The following is a 17,865-nucleotide window of genomic DNA, read 5'->3' as shown; positions in this document are numbered from 1 at the left end:
CACCAAGCGAATGAGCGTCGCAAAACCGGAAAAAGAATTTTGAAAAAACTTCAGACCGCCTCGATGGAGACCCACCAAGGCAAGGTACGCACAACCCGGATGGGCAACGCACGCTCGAGCATGGCCAACGCACGGTCGGTGTCGAGCAACGGGAAGGTGCCGACCGCACGCAGGCTGCCAATCGCCGGGTCGATGCCCAAGTGGCCATGGCGGTAATCGCGCAGAATGTCGATCATCTGAACCAGCGGCATGTCCTCCGCCACCAATACACCGCGGCTCCAATCCTCGCGCAAGCGTTGTGCAGTTGATGGGGCGCCGACTTGCTGCGCGTCGAACACCATCATTTGCCCGGCTTGCAACGTGGTTTGCCTGCCGCTGCCGGAGCAAGTTGCCTGCACGGCGCCGGCAAATACGCTCAAGGTGGTCTGCAACCCCTGGTCCCGGACACTGAAGCGCGTGCCGAGCGGTTGCACCCGCCCAGCCCTCGTCACTACGGAAAGTGGACGTGGGTCCTTGCCGGACTCGATCAGGATTTCTCCGCGATACAGGCGCAATTGCCTTGAGCCCTCATCGAACTGCACATCCAGCGCCGTCCCGCCGTTCAGCCACAGCTGGCTTCCATCGGCCAGGGTGACCGGCCGCACCTCACCCAGGCCGGTGCGGTAAGTGGCGAACCAGGCACGTGGCGAGTCGACCCAACCGCGCTGCCATCCGCCCCAACTCAACACACCTGCCACACCCGCCACACCCGCCACACAGAGGCTACCGAGCACGGCCCTGCGCGAATGCCGGTCACGGCGCACGCTGTCGAACACTTGCCGAGCCTGCTCTGCCTGGCCGCTGAGGCCGCCAAAGCGCTGATTGATGTTCTCTACGTACGACCAGGCCAGGCGATGCCGCGCATCCTCGTTCAGCCAGGCATGCCACTGCGCCTGGATCGCAGCGTCATTCTGCGCCGCGTGCAGCCGCGCGAACCAACCGGCAGCCGCTTGCAGTACGCCATGGTCGAGTGGCGCCCTGCTCATGCCAGCGAGCCATCCAGTTCGGCTTCCAGCAGCAGGCATTGGTACATAGCCTGAGCCAGGTAACTGTTCACACTGCGCTCGCTCACGCCCAACTGCTCGGCGATCTCGCGTTGCTTCATGCCCTGCAACTGCGCCATGGAAAATGCCTCGGCCACGCGCTGGGGCATACGCTCGAACATTGCCTGCAGTTGCTCGAGGGTTTCGAGGATAACGGCCTGATGTTCCAGCGAAGGCGCAAGTTGCTCGGGCTGGGCGGCCAGCACTTCCAGATAAGCCTGCTCCACCCGCCGCCGTCGCCAGAAGTCCACACACGCATTGCGCGACATACGTCCCAGGTACGCACGGGCATGCTCGTGGTCATTGAACACACGGGGTTTGGACAACAGCCGCACAAATACATCCTGGGCCAGTTCCGCCGCATCATGGGCATTGCCGAGCTTGCGCTGGAGCCACTGGCGAATCCAGCCATGGTGGGAACGGTAGAGTTCCTCCAGGTCGAAACCAGGGGCTGGAGCACTGGGAGAGGCATTCATGGGGCAGGCCATTATGCTAATAGGAATTATTCACAATGGTAGCGTGGATGAATGACGCCGGGCAATTGCGATAAGCAACGCTGCCCGGTTTGGTCATGGCTGGGATGTTTTTGCGATCAGGCCGAGGCCTGCCCATATCAAGCAACTGGTCTGCGCTTTCAGCCTAGCGGTCACAGTGAATCCGGGCACCCAGTGCACACAGCGAACACCTGCACCTCTACCAGGTAGCCATCCCCCAGGGCGGCGCCCACGCAGGCCCGCACCGGTTTTGCACAGCCTTGCAACCAGGCGTCGTACACTTCGTTGACCAGGTCGAAGTGGCGGTAGTCGGCCAGCCACATCTGAACCCGCGTCAGCTGCGCCTTGCCGACGTTGGCTTGCACCATCAGGCCGTCGATCACGCTCAGCGCCTGACGCAACTGCCCCTGCACATCCTGTTGCAGGTCATCCGCCACGATGCCTGCCGTTTCAAACAGGCCCCTGTAACTGACCGCCAGTGACATCCGCGCGCTTGATCCGTAGCGAGTGATCATCGAGGTACCCTCCCCCTCAACCCATCTGGTTGAAGCAGACGACTTTGGGTTGGGTCATGTCCTCGTAGGCAAACCGCACCCCCTCACGCCCAAGACTCCCATACTTGGCGCCACCAAATGGCATGGCATCGAAGCGGTAGTCGGAAGAGTCGTTGATCATTACACCGCCGGCCTCGATACGCCGGGCCAGGCTCAACGCCAGCGACAGGTCGCGGGTGAACACACCGGCATGCAAGCTGTACTCCGGGGCATTGGCCAGCGCTATCGCCTGCTCGACAGTCTCGAAGGGCGCCAGCATCACCACCGGCGCAAAAACCTCCTCAAGCCACAGCCGGCTGACGGGGTCCACGCTTTCGAGCACTGTCGGCGCATAGACCGCCCCCTGACGCTGGTGGCCACAGAGCAGGCGGGCACCGCCCTCAAGCGCCTGGTTGACGCGTTCTTCGATCTGCCGGGCAGCCGCTTCGGTGATCATCGGCCCCATATCGGTTTCGCGCCGGCCCGGATCGCCCCAGACCATCGCCTGGGTCAATGCCACGAAGCGTTCGCGGAACGCCTCATAGATCGAGGCATCTACGAGAATGCGCTGGGTGCCGATGCAGTTCTGCCCGGCCGCCCAGAACGCGCCCGACACACACGACTCGACAGTGGCTTCCAGGTCGCAGTCCTTGAGCACCAGCACCGGGGCATTGCCGCCAAGGTCCATGGCAAGCTTTTTCAAACCAGCCCCGTGCGCAATCTTTTCGCCCGTCGCGAAACCGCCCGTAAAGGAAACCATGCGCACCTCACGCACAGCCACCAGCGCCTTGCCCAGTTCGGCGCCCCCTGTGGCTACGGTGACGACGGCCTCCGGCAACCCTGCCTCCACCAGGTACTGCACCAGTTTCAGGGCAGAAAGAGGGGCCAACTCCGAGGGTTTCAGAATGACCGCATTGCCCCCTGCAAGTGCTGGCCCCAGCTTGTGCGCCACCAGGTTGAGCGGGTCGTTGTACGGGGTAATGGCCAGGATCAACCCCAACGGCTCGCGGGTGAACCAGCCCTGACGCGATTCGGAGCCTTCATAGGCATCGAACGGCACCACCTCACCGGCGTTGCGCCGTGCCTCTTCGGCAGACAGCTTGAGCGTGTTGATGCAGCGTTTGACCTCTTTCTCAGCCTGGCGCAGGGTCTTGCCCGCTTCATCGACGATCAGGCCGGCAAAGTCTGCCGCATCCCGTTCAATGAGCTGAGCGGCGCGTTCCAGAATAGCTGCCCGGCGGTGCCTGGGCAGCGCCGCACTTTCATGCACACCCTGACGGGCACGGGCGAGCAAGGCAGGCACCGCTTCTGCGCCGAGGTTGTCGACGCTGCCAACCAGGCTGCCATCGAAGGGGTTGTACACATCGATCAAGGCGGGTTGCTGAACAAGCACCCGGGAAACGGAAGTCAGGCTCATGAACGTTGCTCCTCAGGCCGAATGGCCGGCCGCGTGAATGGCGACAATGTCCGACAGCAGGGCAAAAGCCGTTTCGATGCGCCCCGCCCCCGGGCCGGACACGGTTACAGCCCCCAGCAACTCCGTGTCGAACGCCAGCGCATTGGTGGCGCCCGAAATACCCGCCAAGGGGTGATGGCCAGGCAGCAGCTTCGCTTCGACGCTGGCACGCACCGAGCCATCGGCTTCACGGCGGGCGCTGCCGATCAGCTTCCAGCGCTCGCCCGCCGCCCGTGCCCGCTCGATAGCCGCGCTGTCGATGGCACTGATACCGCTGCAGGCCACATCACCCACCTGCAGACAGGCGCCGAGCAACTCATTGGCGAGGATCACCACCTTCAGGCGTACGTCATGGCCTTCCACATCGGCGGTCGGGTCAGCCTCGGCAAAGCCAAGCGCTTGTGCCTGGGCCACCGCCTCGTCGAAGCCAAGCCCTTCCTCCATGCGCGTGAGCACATAGTTCGAGGTACCGTTGAGAATGCCCTCGAAACCTACCAGGCCCGCGCCCGCCAGGGTCTGGCGCGCCATGCGCAGCACCGGTGTGCCGCTCATGACGGCGCCTTCGTATTCGAACGACACATTGTTGGCCTTGGCCAAGGCCTTGAGCGCCTGGGCATGCAAGGCAATCGGCCCCTTGTTGGTGGTGACCACGTGCTTGCCCGCCTCCAGCGCCCAGCGGCAGAAGGTTGCCGCCGGCTCACCGTCCTTGGGGTTGGTGAATGTGGCCTCGGCGATGATGTCGGCGCCTGATTGCTTGATCACCGCCTCATTGAACGCCTCGGCCGAACCTTGAGGGATTTGCGCCAGCGCGCCCTTCTGGGCCGGCAGCGCGGCCAGCATGGCGGCATCCAGGCCGTCGCGGTCGATCACCGACCCCAGGAACAAGTCGGTGACACCAACGATTTTCAGGCCAAAGCCCAACTCGTGCTGCCAACGTGCATTGCGTTCGGCGATCAGTTGGGCAAGCGCGCGGTTAACGCCACCAAAGCCAACGAGTGCAATTTTGTATTCGGTCATGGTTTGCTGTCCTGTCCAGGCAGTGGGTCGATGAGGACTAGCGTAAGAGCCGTGCACTGCCAGTTGAATATGGCAATCCGCTGTATTTATTGGCCAATCTGGCCAGTGCAAAGCGCGCACCTGCGCCAGGGCAAAACGCACAACGCCGCCTGGGCGCGAACCCAGGCGGCGTTGTGCTAGCCAATGCAAAGACGCGGTTCAGACCACCGCGGCCAGGACGAACGAAGTCACCGTGTTCTCCACCCCGGGCATGGCAGCGATTTCCTTCCACACATGGTGCACCCGCTCCGGGCTGGAGGCCTCGACGCGCAACATCAGGTCGAACTCGCCGCTGAGCACTTCACACTGGATCACCTCGGGGATCTGCCGCAGCGCATCGAGTACCGCCTCACCGCGCATGCGGTCATAGCGGTAGACGAAGATCACCGCGTTGATCAACGACGCCGGCCGTCTGCCCTCACCGATGCGCAGGGTATAACCCTGAATGGCGCCGTCGCGCTCCAGGCGCTCGATGCGCTGGCGTACCGCATTGCGCGACAGGTTCACCTTCAACCCCAACTCGGCGTGGGCAATACGCGCATTGGCGGTGAGCTCGGCGAGAATGCGCTCGTCCAGGGGGTCGAGGATGCGCTTCATCGCCCAGCCTGCAACCGGGCCAACAAGGCATGAACACCGGCCAGGTCGTCAGGTGCCAACAGCGGCCCATCGCCCGCTGTGGCGACCGCACCGGCGGGCACCTCTCCGTGCCAGGCCCCCAGCTCCGCCAGCAGCCCGGCAGACTTTTCGGGGGCAAATTGCCCCAGCGTGACGATGGGCGCACCGATGTTGCGCCGGTGCAGGCGCCCGGCGAATACCCCTGTCGCGGCATGAGGGTCTACTGCGCTGCCCGTTTCGTGGAACAGCGTGACAATTTCTTCGCGAATCAGCACGTCGTCCACGGCATAGGAGTCGAACAGCATGCGCGCATGCAACCACTGGCGGTTGCCGATGCTCAGCTCGCCACACGCCTCGAAGTGCTCCATCAGTGCCCGGGTTGCCACGCCATCGCGGTCATACAGTTCCCAGACGAAGCGCTCCAGGTTGGAGAACAGCGAAAAGTCCATGACCGGTGACAAGGTCTGGCTGGTTGAGCCACGGCTGTAGCGGTTGCAGTGGATGAACCGGTGCAGGGCATCGTTGCGGTTGGTGGAGACGATGATCTGGTTGATCGGCAGGCCCATTTTCTGGGCAATGAACCCCGCGTAGATCTCGGCAAAACTGGCCGTGGGGATGCTGAACCCGACCGGGCGTATCCCGCCACCGAGCTGCAGCGCCGCATGGAAATAGAACACGATCTGCGCCAGCACACCGACCCAGTTGGTGGAGTTGAAGCTGACCGGAATCAGCCCGGGGCATGGCCAGTCACGCAGCAGCGCCGACACCAGCGACTGGCAATCGTCAAAGCTGCCATCCACGGCCACGCAGCTCACGCTGTCGGACGCGGCACTGCGCATCACTGCCGCGCGGTCGGCGGGCGTGCCTGCGCTGGGGTATAGCGCCAGCAAGCCTGCTGCCGGGCAATGCCGCAACGCTTCGATAGCCGCTACTGCGGTATCGCCGTTGCTGGCACCGACCAGCATGACCCGCTCGCACTCCGCCCCCAGAAAGTGCCGGACAAAACGCGCCTGCAACTGCGCGGCAAAGTCCTTGGAGGACCGGGTAGGCCCATGGAAAAGCTGCAGGATCCATTCGTTATGGCCAAGCTGCTGCAACGGCGCAATGCCGCGGTGGCGGAACCCGCGATAGCTGTCGCTGACCAGCGCCCTGAGCGTAGGCTCGTCGAGGGTATCGCCGACAAACGGTGCCATTACCCGCCAGGCCAGTTCGTCGAAGGGCAACCACGACCAGCTGGCAATTTCCTGTGGGCTGAACACCGGCACCGAGGTGGGTACATAAAGCCCGCCATCGTCGGCCAGGCCAGAAAGCAATGCCGTGCGGAAATCGACCCGTGTCTCGTTGCCGCGCGTGGATGTGTACTGCATCGGTGCTCCAGATAGCTACGTAAATTAACGATGCGCCATGGCCACCAGCCAATGGCTGAACGCCTGGGCATCGGGGGACAACGCTTCACCCAGGCCGCGTACCAGGAAAAACGACTCGCTTGCCTCGATACGCTGGGCAAAGGGAGCGACCAACCGCCCCTCCTGCAGCAGGTCCTCTACCAGCGACGAGCGTGCCAGCGCCACGCCCAGCCCCAGCTCCGCCATGCGCAGGGTCGACACCAGCGTGTCGAACTGCAGGCCGCTGGAAGAATCGACCTGATCGGCGCCGACCCGCTCCAGCCAGTAGCCCCACCCCTCCTCGTAACCCAGCACATGCAGCAACGGCACACGGGCCAGGTCGCGCGGGTCGCGCAGCGGGCAACCGGCCAGCAGCGCGGGTGCGCACACCGGCACCAGCATGTCGCGGGTCAGGCGCTGCGCCTCTACCCCGGCCCACTGCCCGCTGCCCCAGCGGATTTCCAGATCATCTTCGGCATCCAGCTCCTTGACCCACAGGTTGCTGATGTAGCGGATGTCCACCTGCGGGTGCGAACGCCGAAAGTCGGCCAGCCGCGGGGCCAGCCAGAAGTGCAGGAACGACAGGCTGCCCCGAACTTTCAGGGGCCGACGTTGGCGTTGCCCGAAGATTTCATTGGTGCCGACCGCAAGGCGGCTGATGGCGTCCTGCACCACCGGCAGGTAGGACTGCCCTTCTTCGGTCAGCCCCAGCCCGCGCGGCAGGCGCTTGAACAGCGCCACACCCAATTGGCTTTCCAGGTGACGAATCTGTTGGCTCACAGCCCCTTGGGTAAGGTGCAGCTCTTCTGCCGCATGGGTGAAGTTCAAGTAACGCGCCGACACTTCGAAGGCTCTCAGCCAGTTCAGGGGGGGCAGGGTTTTCTGAGTCATCGGCGGCTTCTCGTGGCTAGGTTCCGGTGGCCTAGTATCACCTGCTCAGGCGGCCTCGGAACCTGGGGCGACGATTTCCAGCGGGGCCGTACGGCGGCTGCGGTACTTGCACGTCAGCCAATAGGCCAAGTAGCACCAGGCAATGAAAGGCAAGCCGAAGTACAGGGCAACCCGCTGAGCAGGGTCGAAGGCAATGCCGACGCAGGCCAGTACGCAGCAGAAAATGGCCCCCAGTGGTACGAACGGGTAGCCACGCACCCGGAACTTGAGGTCCTCGAGCTTGCCGCCGCTGGCGATGTAATGACGGCGGAATGCGATCTGGCTGGCCGCGATGCTGATCCACACCACCACCACGGCCAACCCTGAAATCGACACCAGCGCCAGGTAGATGGTGTCGGGGGCAAACACACTGCTCAACAGCGAAGCCATGCCGCCAGCCATGCTCAGCACGATTGCATTGAAGGGTGTGCCGCGGCGCGACAGCGTGGCGTAACGGCGGGGCATGTTGCCTTGGTCGCTAAGGGTCCAGAGCATGCGCGAAGCGGCGTAGAGGCCGGAGTTGGCGGCAGACAGCAGCGCGGTGATGATGACGAAGTTCATGATATCGGCCGCATACGGGATACCAATCATCGCAAAGACCATCACGAACGGGCTTTCAATAACCCCGGCCTGTTCACGCGGCAGCAAGGTGGCCAGTACAAAGATGGTGCCGATGAAGAACAGCGCCAGGCGCAGGACCGTGGTGCGAATGGCCTTGGGGACGTTCTTTTCCGGGTCTTTGGTTTCGCCGGCAGCAATGCCGATCAGCTCGGTACCCGAGAACGCGAAGGCCACTGCCAGCAGGGTCATGGCAATTGACCAGAAACCGGTGGGGAACAACCCTTCACGGGTGAAATTGCCCAGCCCTGCACTGTGCGCCTGCTGGATCTCGAAGCCACCCAGAATGGCCCCGCCGCCCACCACCAGAAAGGCGATGACGGCCAACACCTTGACCAGTGACAACCAGAATTCGGTTTCGGCGAACGATCGCACCGAAATGATATTGCTGATGAACACCGCGGCGCCGAACAGCGCACTCCACATCCATACCGGCGTGTCGGGGAACCAGCGCACCATCAGGATGCCCGCGGCGGTGAATTCGGAGCCGATGGCCACCGTCCAGGTCAGCCAGTACATCCAGGCCACCATGTAACCGGTGCCCGGGCCGAGGTAACGCGTGGCGTAACTGCTGAACGAGCCGACTTCCGGCATGTGTACCGCCAGCTCGCCCAGGCACATCATGACCAGGTACACCATGATTGCGCCAAGTATGTAGGCGATGACCGCGCCCAACGGGCCGGCCTGGTTAACGGTGTAGCCCGACGTGAGAAACAGGCCGGTGCCTATCACTCCGCCCAGCGCCAGCATGACGATGTGGCGGGTTTGCATATCCTGCTTGAAGGTATGCGCCGAGGCATTTCTAGTTGTGGTTGTCTGCACGGACATTGTGGGTTACTCATGAAAGTTGGCGGGCAAGGACGTAGCAACGACCTCGTCTTGGCAGAGCGAATCGAGTTGCCTTGCATATTGTTTTTGTTCGACTTCATGAAGTGGCACCCACCGCACGGGTGAGTGCTACGCGCCAGCCTCAGGCCTGCACCGGGCGCTGGCAGGTGTCTGCGTCAGCGTGCAATTCCTTTGCGACGGCCAGTTCCTCACGCACCGATGCACAGGCCTGTGCCAGGTCCGCCAGCAGGTCATCGGTTTCCTCGATGCCCACTGAAATGCGCACCAGCCCTTCGGAAATGCCCAGCGCCAGGCGTTCTTCCAAAGTGTTCTCGACATGGCTGGTGGTGCGCGCCGGGCCATAGATGGTCTCTACCGCGCCAAGGTTGCCGGCCCGGTGGGCATACTTCAGCCGCGGCAGCAAACGGGCCACGGTCGGCATGCCGCCTTTCAGCACGAAGCTGACAATGGCGCCAAACCCGCGCATTTGCGCCTTGGCAATGGCATGCCCGGCATGCGCCGGCAAACCTGGGTAGCTCACCGCTTCAACCAACGGCTCAGTGCTCAGGTAAAGGGCCAACGCCATGGCACTGGCTTGCTGCTGGCGCAGGCGCACTGCCAGGGTCTTGATACCGCGGATGATCAGGTAGGCCGAGAACGGGTCCAGCGCCGCACCGTTGATTTCCCGGTAATGCCGCACCTGGGCCATCAACGCCTCCGCGCCACACACCACCCCACCCAGCACGTCACCATGCCCGGACAGAAACTTGGTTGCGCTGTGCACCACCACATCCACGCCCAGCGCCAGCGGGTTCTGGTTCAGTGGCGTGGCAAAGGTGTTGTCGGCCACCACCAGCGCCCCCACCTTGTGCGCAGCGGCGCTCAGCCGACGAATGTCCAGCACCTTCAGCGTCGGGTTGGTGGGGGTTTCCAGGTAAAGCAGGTCGCAACCGGCGGCAATCTCGCGCTCCAGCGCTTCAGTGTCCAAGGTATCGCACAGGCACACTTGCACGCCCATGCGCGGCAGGAACTCTTCGAAGATCTTGTTGGTGCCGCCATAGCTGTCGCGGGTCGACACCACGCGCTTGCCGTTAGACAGGAAGGTGTGCAGCACGGCACTGATGGCCGCCATGCCGCTGCTGAACGCGACTGCCGACTCGGCTTGCTCCAGTTCGGCCAGTTTTGCTTCCAGCGTGGCGACCGTGGGGTTGCTCATGCGGCTGTAGATGAAGCCCGGCTGCTTGCCCTGCGCCACGTCGTACCAGGCATCGATATCGTTATAGCCATAAGCGGCGCTGACCACGATCGGGGTCTGCGTGGCGTTGTACGGGTGCTGTACCTGCTCCCCGCTCCACACGACCCGCGTCCCCACACCGGCCGCAGCATTGCCCTCGATTTTTTCGTTGTTGTTCATATCCGCTTCCCGCCCAGCTGAGTTGTGTACACCGATGCAGCATCGGCCTTGAGCGGACTATAGGGAGATGGCGGGGGCCTGAAAAACGATGGAATCCGGGTCTGACTGGCGTTTTTTTTAATGGCTGCGGGCCGGGCGCTGCAAAAGCCGCCCGGCCACGTGGGCGCTTAGGCCAGGTTGCGCTTCAGCTCGGCGATATGCTCCGGGCCGATGCCACAGCAACCGCCGACCATGCTGGCACCGCGCGCACGCCAGTCCTTGGCCCATGCCAGGTAACCCGGCGGATCGAGGTCTTCGCGCAGTTCGTCCAGGCCATCGTTGGCAGTGGCTTCTTTAGGCTGCGGCGGGAAGGCGTTGGCATAGGCACCAATGGCAATCTCGGCGTTGTGCCGCTCGATGACGGAGCGCGCGACATCAATGGCGGCGCCGATCACTTCCGGCTGGCTGCAGTTGAACAACACCGCAGCCACCCCCAGGCTGACTGCGGCTTCGATGGCGTCGGCCACCGGTTCACCGGAACGCAGGCGCGGAACGTCGTCGACGTCCTCGTCCTGCAGGGTGAAGGACACCCAGAACGGCCTGCCGTCTGCCGGCAAATGGCTATGAATGGCCCGCACTTCGGCCACGGAACTCTGGGTTTCGGCTAGCCACAGGTCAACATGCGGGGCCAGGCCCTGGAGCAACGGGGTCAGCACCTCTGCCACACGCTCGGGCTGGAACAGGTCGGGCCGGTAGGACCCGAACAGCGGCGGCAGCGAACCTGCCACCCTGACCGGGTGCGCGCCGCTATCTGCCGCGTACCGCGCAAGCTGGCCTGCGATATGGGCCAGCTGTCGCCCTTCGGCGGCAAAGCGTTCTTCACCGATGTGGAACGGCACTACTGCATAGCTGTTGCTGGTGATGACCTGCGCACCCGCATCGATGAAGGCTGCATGCACGCCCACGACCGCCTCCGGCGCCTCGCTCAGCGCCAGCGCCGACCACTCGGGCTGGCGAAACGGTGCACCGCTGCGCTGCAGCTCTCGGCCCATGCCACCGTCCAGAATTACCATCGTTCGCTCTGCCATATAACTTCTCTGAAGGTTCTTATGAATAAAATTCATTATGGGGATTAGGGTTATAACTATTAAATACCCTATCACCCATTTGCCCAACATATCAGGTATGTACATGCGATTTTCTTCTCTGCTGGGTGCGGGCCTTGTACTGCTCGCAACTGCCACCCAAGCCTTTGCTGGCGCCACGTTGGAGCGGGTTGAATCGCGCAAGGAAATGGTCAACGTGCTGATGGAAAGCTACCCGCCGTTTTCCTTCCTCAATGACCACAACCAGCTCGACGGTTACGATGTGGACGTGGCCAAGGCAGTGGCCGACAAACTCGGCGTCAAACTGCGCCTGGAAACACCGTCCTGGGACGTGATTGCCGCTGGCCGCTGGAGCGGGCGCTACGACATCTGCATTTGCTCGATGACCCCGAGCAAGGCGCGCGCCGAGGTGTTCGACTTCCCCGTGGAGTACTACGCATCGCCCGCCGTGATCGTGGTCAATGCCTCGGATGAGCGCATCCATGGCGCCAAAGACCTGGAAGGCCGCAAGGTAGGTTCGATCAGTGCATCGAGCTACGAAAGCTACCTGAACAAGAACCTGGTCATTGAAGGCAAGGAAGACCAGAAGATCGATTACCCGTTCGACTTCGTGCAGGCTGCGCCCTACGACACTGAAAACGTCGCCTTCCAGGACCTGGGCCTGGGCACTGGCGTGCGCCTGGACGCCATCATTACCAACCTGGTGACCGCGCAGCCGCGCCTGCAGCAAGACAAGCGCTTCAAGCTGGCCGGTGCGCCGCTGTATGAAGAGCCCAACGCGGTAGCCATCGAAAAAGGCGACCCTGAGTGGGATGCCAAGGTACGCCAGGTGTTCGCCGAGCTGAAGGCTGATGGCACCCTGGCCAAGCTGTCGCAGAAATGGATTGGCGCCGACATCAGCAAATGAGCACCTTCCCTCCCTCCCCCAAGCCCGTGGCAAAGCCTGCGGGCGCCGGCCTGTTCGGCTTTCGCACCCGGTTACTGCTGACCTGGCTGGCGCTGTTCGGGCTGTTTGTCGCCTTCTTCCTCAGCTTTGACCTGAAGTTCGCCATCATTCTGGAGAAGTTTCCCAACCTGGCCGGTTTCAAGCTGGGGCCCAATGGTTTTCTGCAAGGCGCCGCACTGACCCTGTTCCTGTGCCTGTGCTCGATGGTGGTATCCGTGCTGCTCGGCTTTGCCGCCGCGCTGGCACGGTTATCCAACAGCGCGGTGCTGGTGGGTGTGGCCAGCTTCTACACCTCGTTCTTCCGTGGCACGCCGCTGCTGATCCAGATTCTGCTGATCTACCTGGGGCTGCCGCAGGTGGGCCTGGTACCCGGCGCCATCAGCGCCGGCATCATTGCCTTGTCGCTGAACTACGGGGCCTACCTGAGCGAGATCTTCCGCGCCGGCATCCTCGGCGTGGCCCGTGGGCAGCGTGAAGCAGCATTGGCGCTGGGCATGCGCACGCCGCAGATCTTCTGCCACATCATCCTGCCCCAGGCCATGCGGGTGATCATTCCGCCCACCGCCAACCAGTTCATCTCGATGCTCAAGGACTCGTCGCTGATTTCCGTGATGGGGGTTTGGGAGGTGATGTTTCTGGCGCAGTCGTATGGGCGTTCGAGCTATCGCTACCTGGAAATGCTGACCACCGCAGCCGTGATCTACTGGGTGCTGTCGATACTGCTGGAGCTGCTGCAGGCGCGCCTGGAACGGCATTTTGGCAAGGCTTATCAGCGCTGAGGGCTGCACGGCTCGTGCAGAACCGACAGGCCTGACCGCGCCCCATGCAGGAGCGGCCAGGCTACGCGTAAGTGAAAATAATCAGCGCGGTTGCCAGCAGGATGTGAATGACCAACAGACTCACCAGCAGTCGTCTCATGCTTGAGGGGAAACGTTTGACTTCATCGAAGTCAATCAACCCCCTGCGCACGAAGAGGCTCGGTATAGCCAGCACCATGGAGATCAAACCCGTACGCATAACCTTGCCCAGAAGGCCTGCATGTTGAAACGTGATTTTATTGCCGGTCACGAAGCTACAGCGCGTTAGCAACGACTCGTAGTACTCAGTGTATTTGTGTGCGATGAAACACTGTACGACCATCGCCAGCATCATGGGGGCAAGAATCAGAATCGCAATTAGCCCAGGCTCAACTTCATTCATTCCGATACTTCCTTGAGATGCTGGCCCGAGCATCTGGCTTCCAGCAGCTTACAACTCGCGCGGTCGAGAAACTTGGTGAACGTGAAGTTGGTCAAGGTGGTACGTCCCGATGTTGCACCGCCCATGCCTACCTCTCCTTGGTAATGGTGGGTCTGAACCCCAATGAACGGGTGTGACAGGTACGGAGGCAAAGTGTTCCCCCACTGCCCGAGCCGCCACACCCGATGCATGACGCTTCAAGCTCTACAACGCCTTCATCTCTGCAATATCCCGCGCCACCTGGTCGGCAGAGTGGTCGAACATCGCCTGTTCCTGCGCATCCAGCGGCAACTCGATAATCCGCGCAAGCCCCTTCTCTGCCAGTACACAGGGCACACCCATGGCGATATCCGTTCGCCCATACTCGCCCTCAAGAATCGCCACCGCCGGCAAAATACGGTTCCGCCCATTGGCGATCGCATCGACCATCTGCGCAATGGCCACGCCCGGTGCATCGCAGGCGCTCCCCGTCTTCTTCAACCCCAGAATCTCGCCGCCGCCCTTACGGGTGCGCTCGACAATCTGTTCGATCTGCTCGCTGGACAGGAAGTGCGACAATGGCACCGAGCCAATCTGGCAGTAGCGCATCAGCGGCACCATGCTGTCGCCATGCCCGCCCAGCACCAACGCCGTGATATCCCGTGCAGAAAACCCGGTTTGCTCGGCGATGAAGCACTTCATGCGCGCGGTATCCAGCACCCCCGCCTGCCCGAACACCTTGTCGCGCCCCTGACCGCTCACGCTCCAGGCGCGGTAGGTGAGCACATCGACCGGGTTGGACACCACCAGCACCGTCGCTGTCGGCGCGTGGTGCTTGATATCCGCCATGATGCTGTCGAGGATTGGCAGGTTGGTACTCAATACATCCTGGCGCGACTGGCCGGGCTTGCGCGGCACGCCCGCCGTGATCACCACCAGCTCGGACCCCTCCAGCATCTCGGCTTTGGCCCCGCCGTGAACATGGGTATCGGACCCTGAATCCACAGCCGCCTGCCAAACGTCCAGCGCCTTGCCCTGCGCCAGTTCACCCTGCACGTCCATCAACACCAGCTCACGGCACAACTCATCCCGGGCGATGATCTGCGCCGCCGCCTCGCCGACCAGGCCGGCACCCACAATCGTTAATTTGTTCACCAGACACCTCCCAGCGGCGCGCGCCACCAGGAACACGCCTGCGTATAGAGAGAAGTATTGCCTGCCGGGGCTAAATGGCCACCCAAGATGATGCGACTACCTTCACTTGACAGTATTCCACGGGAGCGCAAATACTTTGGCCAGATTCATATATATGACCATACAACAAGGTGAATCAACCGATGACCATGCTGCCCAAGCGCCCCGTCGCCACACCGCCGCCCACCGGCCTCAGCGCCACGCCTCCCTGCTGCCCATCTTCCGTTGCCAGGCGGCCGCCTGTGAGCGGCAGCTAGCGCAAAGCCGCGTTCCCTTCCTCGAAACCGCAGCAGCAGCCGCAACGGCAGCCACCTGGCATGCCCCGTGGAAACGCCCGTCACGCCTTCAAACCCTGAGTGCAGCCGAGCGCCAGCCCAACCGAGATTCCTTGAATGACTCCCTTAGATATACAGCTATTACTGACAGCATTGACCAGTGTTCTGGTGCTGGTGGCGCTCATCGTTTCGCGCCTGAAAATGCACCCGCTGCTGGCCTTGCTGGTGGTGTCCATTGGCGTGGGCTTCGCGACGCATATGGCGCCAGGCAGCATCGTCTCCCACCTGCTCACCGGCGCCGGCAAGACACTGGGCGCAGTGGGGGTGGTGATTGCGCTGGGTGCGATGCTTGGCAAGATCCTGGCTGACGCAGGCGTCACGGAGCAGGTCGCGGATGTCATCCTCAAGCGCACCTCCGACCGCATGATCCCTTGGGCCATGATGCTGGTTGCCTTCGTCATTGGCATCCCCATGTTTTTCGAAGTCGGCCTGGTGATCATGCTGCCGCTGATATTCAGCGTGGCGCGCAAACTGGAAAGCAAGGCGCGCTTCAAAGGCTCGGCGTATGTGTATGTAGGTGTGCCGGTCATTTCGGCGCTTGCCGCCATGCACGGCATGGTACCGCCGCACCCAGGCCCCCTGACCGCCATCGCCGTGCTCAAGACCTCGGTTGGGCCCACCATGCTCTATGGCTTCCTTGCCGCCATTCCGGCAATGATCCTGGGCGGCCCGCTGTACGGCATGTTCATTTCACCGCGCATGACCACGCGGCCCGATCAGGCATTGCTGGACCAGTTCACACTGGCTGAAAAAGCCGACGGCCAACCCCGCCCCGGGGTAATGGTCGGCATGCTGGCCGCATTGCTGCCGGCCATCCTGATGCTGGTGCATGCCGTCGCCGAGATGCTGCTGCCCAAAGGCAATGCGCTGCTGGAGATGGCCAGCTTCCTGGGCAACCCGCTGATCGCCATGCTGCTGGGCGTGCTGTTCGCCGGCGCCAGCCTGGTGCTTGCGCGCGGCGGCGACGCCGAACAGCTGCGCGATGCACTGGGCAAAAGCCTCAAGCCGATCGCCTCGATCATCATGATCATTGCCGGTGGCGGTGCCTTCCAGGAGATGCTGACCAGCGCCAAGGTTGGCGATGCCATTGTGCACCTGACCCAGCAATCTGCCTTCCCTCCCCTGATTCTGGGGTGGCTGATCGCGATGTTGCTCTCGGTGTCTACCGGTTCCGCCACGGTCGGTATCGTGGGTGCTGCAGGCTTGCTGGCACCGCTGGCAGGTGCAGACCCCAGCCTCAACCTGCCTTTGCTGGCCTTGTCCATCGGCTGCGGTTCGCTGTTCTTCAACTATGCGAACCATGCAGGCTTCTGGATGGTGAAAGAATCCTTTGGCATGACCATGGGCGAAGCCACCAAGACCATTTCGGTGGTGCAGTCTATTGTGGCGGTGGTCGGGCTGATGGTGGTGTTGATGTTGAATGCGGCCATCACCATAGGTTGAACTCGAGTCAACGGGGGCTGCGCAGCAGCCCCAATCTGGCCCCCCCCTCGAGCAACGATCTGGCCTAACGCTGCAGATCCTGCTCGCTTCGTTCCATTACCTTCCCACACTGCTCACTGGCCAACCGGCTGATGATCCGGATCGCTTGATGGATACCGGCCGTGTTGCGAAAACTCAGACGCGGGTTGTGTTCGCACTCGAGCATTTCATCGTGCTGGACCAGGGCCTCGCCTAGCAGTTCGAGGGTCCAGGCGTAGCTTTGGATGGTGGAGAGGCGTTCTTGGTCAGACATGGCGGGCCTCCGGTTGGGTGGAGACGAAGCGGGGTTGGTTGAGGGTGACGTAGCTGAGGGCCGTTGCGGAACGGCGGAGGAGAACGGATGCGAGGGTCCTGCTTGGACTTGAGATAAGCATGCATGAGGCTCCAAGTTTTAGTTGGAGCTGCCACGATCCTTCCTACGGGATTGGGTGACAGCTGTGTGCGGGGTAGGAATACCGGGAAACTTGGAAACCCGGCCAGGCCGAAGCCTGCCCACACACAGCCGCCATGACACAGCACGGCAGACGCAAAAAAAGCGCCAGCTGTGATGCAGGGGCGCCTAGTGCGTGCGCCAAGTTTACCAACGGGTTCCTACGCCCGGTCACGGGATTTACCGTGACGGAGAGATTTAGCCTCACATTGGTTGGTCGGGCAATAGTAGAATTTGTAGGAAACGTCTACGAATGATGTATGAATCGCGCCGAATAGGATGACGACCATTATGAACCAATGACTTCTGCGCCTATAGCAATCCGTTAGGGATTAATCGCTCATCTGCCAGAGCAGCCGTGGTTTCGACTTCAACGTAGCTGGACTCTCCACTTCCCTGTGCCCCCCGACAACCAACCCCATACGAAATGGAGTGTGGTGCGCCCTGCATCATCGACCCCTACCCTGCCACGTGACCATCTGGCGAGAATTTCGCCGTCATGAGTGATGCAGTGGTAAAGCAGTTCGATAGTATCGGGGCCAGTTACTCGGCCTATCTGGTGGCCGGTACGGATTCGGCTACCAGATAGGTGCGGAGACAGACGGACGGTTGTTGGGCGTCAGGGCCCGGTTTTCACGGGGCTGGAATTTGGTGGATTTATAGACGTACCTCATAGGGTATCTATAAACAAATCAGCTATTTATGGCTTTCAGTGGAATCGAATCGGGACTTGCGAAGGATCCAGTGAGAGCTACGACCGCCGT

At 62.1% G+C, this 17,865-nt stretch carries 17 protein-coding genes and 2 pseudogenes; 3 read left to right on the top strand and 16 right to left on the bottom strand.

Going from position 1 to position 17,865, the window contains the following annotated elements; genetic code table 11:
• Positions 1-50: 50 nt before the first annotated feature.
• The 11 genes from PRJ_RS03480 to PRJ_RS03430 form a co-directional block, all read right to left on the bottom strand.
• Positions 51-1,025, bottom strand: a complete 975-nt coding sequence (locus tag PRJ_RS03480) for a FecR domain-containing protein (protein ID WP_104960751.1) — start codon at positions 1,023-1,025, stop codon at positions 51-53.
• Positions 1,022-1,558, bottom strand: a complete 537-nt coding sequence (locus PRJ_RS03475; protein ID WP_010951925.1) for a sigma-70 family RNA polymerase sigma factor — start codon at positions 1,556-1,558, stop codon at positions 1,022-1,024. The genes PRJ_RS03480 and PRJ_RS03475 overlap by 4 nt, the downstream gene beginning before the upstream one ends.
• 170 nt (positions 1,559-1,728) lie before the next feature.
• Entirely contained in the window at positions 1,729-2,091 is a 363-nt protein-coding gene (locus PRJ_RS03470) for a RidA family protein (RefSeq protein WP_047605103.1), read from the bottom strand.
• A gap of 16 nt (positions 2,092-2,107) precedes the next feature.
• On the bottom strand, positions 2,108-3,526 hold the full coding sequence (locus PRJ_RS03465) for an aldehyde dehydrogenase family protein (RefSeq protein ID WP_104960750.1): 1,419 nt from the start codon (positions 3,524-3,526) through the stop codon (positions 2,108-2,110).
• 12 nt (positions 3,527-3,538) lie between these two features.
• On the bottom strand, positions 3,539-4,582 hold the full coding sequence (locus PRJ_RS03460; RefSeq protein ID WP_104960749.1) for a homoserine dehydrogenase: 1,044 nt from the start codon (positions 4,580-4,582) through the stop codon (positions 3,539-3,541).
• 198 nt (positions 4,583-4,780) lie between these two features.
• A complete protein-coding gene (locus PRJ_RS03455) occupies positions 4,781-5,218 on the bottom strand; it encodes an Lrp/AsnC family transcriptional regulator (protein ID WP_010951921.1) in 438 nt (145 codons plus the stop codon).
• The gene (locus PRJ_RS03450) at positions 5,215-6,603 is read right to left on the bottom strand and encodes a threonine synthase (RefSeq protein ID WP_104960748.1); all 1,389 of its coding nucleotides are present in this window, start codon (positions 6,601-6,603) and stop codon (positions 5,215-5,217) included. The genes PRJ_RS03455 and PRJ_RS03450 overlap by 4 nt, the downstream gene beginning before the upstream one ends.
• A gap of 24 nt (positions 6,604-6,627) precedes the next feature.
• Positions 6,628-7,512, bottom strand: coding sequence for a LysR substrate-binding domain-containing protein (locus tag PRJ_RS03445; protein WP_014859427.1), 885 nt, complete (start codon positions 7,510-7,512; stop codon positions 6,628-6,630).
• A 45-nt stretch (positions 7,513-7,557) separates the two neighbouring features.
• Complete coding sequence (locus PRJ_RS03440; RefSeq protein WP_010951918.1) at positions 7,558-8,997, bottom strand: amino acid permease; 1,440 nt, start codon at positions 8,995-8,997, stop codon at positions 7,558-7,560.
• Positions 8,998-9,139: 142 nt separating this feature from the next.
• Positions 9,140-10,411 (bottom strand): cystathionine gamma-synthase family protein, encoded by a 1,272-nt coding sequence (locus PRJ_RS03435; RefSeq protein ID WP_104960747.1) that lies wholly within the window; start codon positions 10,409-10,411, stop codon positions 9,140-9,142.
• A 167-nt stretch (positions 10,412-10,578) separates the two neighbouring features.
• The gene (locus PRJ_RS03430; protein WP_177429879.1) at positions 10,579-11,463 is read right to left on the bottom strand and encodes a homocysteine S-methyltransferase family protein; all 885 of its coding nucleotides are present in this window, start codon (positions 11,461-11,463) and stop codon (positions 10,579-10,581) included.
• Positions 11,464-11,581: 118 nt separating this feature from the next.
• Between PRJ_RS03430 and PRJ_RS03425 the strand changes: the two genes are divergently transcribed.
• Positions 11,582-12,403, top strand: coding sequence for an ABC transporter substrate-binding protein (locus tag PRJ_RS03425; protein WP_003247511.1), 822 nt, complete (start codon positions 11,582-11,584; stop codon positions 12,401-12,403).
• Positions 12,400-13,221, top strand: coding sequence for an amino acid ABC transporter permease (locus PRJ_RS03420; RefSeq protein WP_003247513.1), 822 nt, complete (start codon positions 12,400-12,402; stop codon positions 13,219-13,221). The genes PRJ_RS03425 and PRJ_RS03420 overlap by 4 nt, the downstream gene beginning before the upstream one ends.
• A 61-nt stretch (positions 13,222-13,282) precedes the next feature.
• Here PRJ_RS03420 and PRJ_RS03415 read toward each other — a convergent pair whose 3' ends face one another.
• The 3 genes and pseudogenes from PRJ_RS03415 to PRJ_RS03405 all read right to left on the bottom strand — a co-directional run bounded on the left by PRJ_RS03415 (position 13,283) and on the right by PRJ_RS03405 (position 14,815).
• The gene (locus tag PRJ_RS03415; RefSeq protein WP_020191670.1) at positions 13,283-13,642 is read right to left on the bottom strand and encodes a hypothetical protein; all 360 of its coding nucleotides are present in this window, start codon (positions 13,640-13,642) and stop codon (positions 13,283-13,285) included.
• Between the two features lie 5 nt (positions 13,643-13,647).
• Positions 13,648-13,764, bottom strand: a pseudogene (locus PRJ_RS30270) (type VI secretion system tube protein Hcp); the annotation flags it as partial.
• Between the two features lie 121 nt (positions 13,765-13,885).
• A complete protein-coding gene (locus PRJ_RS03405) occupies positions 13,886-14,815 on the bottom strand; it encodes a malate dehydrogenase (RefSeq protein WP_049586352.1) in 930 nt (309 codons plus the stop codon).
• A 431-nt stretch (positions 14,816-15,246) separates the two neighbouring features.
• Here PRJ_RS03405 and PRJ_RS03395 point away from each other — a divergent pair, with 431 nt between their 5' ends.
• On the top strand, positions 15,247-16,632 hold the full coding sequence (locus PRJ_RS03395; RefSeq protein ID WP_104960745.1) for a GntP family permease: 1,386 nt from the start codon (positions 15,247-15,249) through the stop codon (positions 16,630-16,632).
• 64 nt (positions 16,633-16,696) lie between these two features.
• Here the strand turns inward: PRJ_RS03395 and PRJ_RS03390 are convergent, their stop codons facing one another.
• Positions 16,697-16,924, bottom strand: a complete 228-nt coding sequence (locus tag PRJ_RS03390) for a hypothetical protein (protein WP_014755271.1) — start codon at positions 16,922-16,924, stop codon at positions 16,697-16,699.
• Positions 16,925-17,413: 489 nt separating this feature from the next.
• A pseudogene (locus tag PRJ_RS30265) lies at positions 17,414-17,684 on the bottom strand (hypothetical protein); the annotation flags it as partial.
• Positions 17,685-17,865 lie beyond the last annotated feature (181 nt).

The sequence above is a fragment of the Pseudomonas sp. XWY-1 genome (assembly GCF_002953115.1).
Lineage (GTDB): Bacteria > Pseudomonadota > Gammaproteobacteria > Pseudomonadales > Pseudomonadaceae > Aquipseudomonas > Aquipseudomonas alloputida.
Note: the sequence above shows the minus strand (reverse complement) of the source record. Positions and strands in the feature narration are given on the sequence as shown.